The 937-nt window shown below is 53.3% G+C and carries 2 protein-coding genes; both read left to right on the top strand.

Going from position 1 to position 937, the window contains the following annotated elements:
- Window positions 1-456, top strand: a 456-nt coding sequence (locus tag AC1DRJ_RS29835; RefSeq protein WP_477805288.1) for a His/Gly/Thr/Pro-type tRNA ligase C-terminal domain-containing protein, incomplete at its 5' end; no start/stop codon positions are given.
- On the top strand, window positions 456-937 hold a 482-nt coding region (gene infC / locus AC1DRJ_RS29830; RefSeq protein WP_477805289.1), incomplete at its 3' end, for a translation initiation factor IF-3. The genes AC1DRJ_RS29835 and infC, both read left to right, overlap by 1 nt.

Below are 937 nucleotides of genomic sequence, written 5' to 3'. Positions count from 1 at the left end.
GTCCGTTTGGGAGCCGAATACGTCTCCGAAGACAACAGTCGCAAGCACCCGGTAATGTTGCACCGGGCGATCCTGGGCTCCTTCGAACGTTTCGTCGGAATCCTGATCGAGCACTACGAGGGTGCATTCCCCGCGTGGCTGGCTCCGACCCAGGCAGTGATCATGAATATCACTGATAAACAGGCTGATTTTGCCGCCGAGGTTGAAAAAACTCTCAACGAAAGCGGATTTCGTGCCAAGTCTGACTTGAGAAATGAAAAGATCGGCTTTAAAATCCGCGAGCATACTTTGCTCAAGGTTCCCTATCTCTTGGTTATTGGAGATCGGGAAGTCGAGATGCAGACTGTCGCTGTGCGTACTCGTGAAGGTGCTGACCTGGGCTCGATGCCCGTCGCCCAGTTCGCTGAGTTTCTCGCGCAAGCGGTTTCCCGGCGTGGTCGCCCAGATTCGGAGTAATTATTATTAAGCGTGAAATGAGACAAGATAAACGAGCTGCACCGAAAGCCCCGATCAACGAGAATATCTCGGCACGCGAGGTTCGGTTAATTGGGGCTGAGGGTGAGCAGCTTGGGATTGTGTCAATTGAAGACGCGCTTCTTAAGGCTGAAGAGGCCAAGCTGGATCTGGTGGAGATTTCCGCCGATGCAGTACCCCCTGTTTGCAAGCTGATGGACTACGGCAAGTCGATCTTCGAAAAGAAGAAGCAGGTTGCTGCGGCCAAGAAAAACCAGAAGCAGATTCAGGTTAAAGAAATCAAGTTTCGTCCAGGGACGGAGGAAGGGGATTACCAGGTAAAACTGCGCAACCTGGTACGTTTCCTGAGTGATGGGGACAGGGCCAAGGTATCCTTGCGATTCCGCGGCCGTGAGATGGCCCACCAGGAGCTGGGGATGGAACTCCTCAAGCGAGTTGAAGGTGACTTGCTCGAGTACGGTTC

The organism is Pseudomonas sp. P5_B2 (genome assembly GCF_056400445.1).
This window is presented reverse-complemented; position numbering and strand designations above follow the sequence as displayed.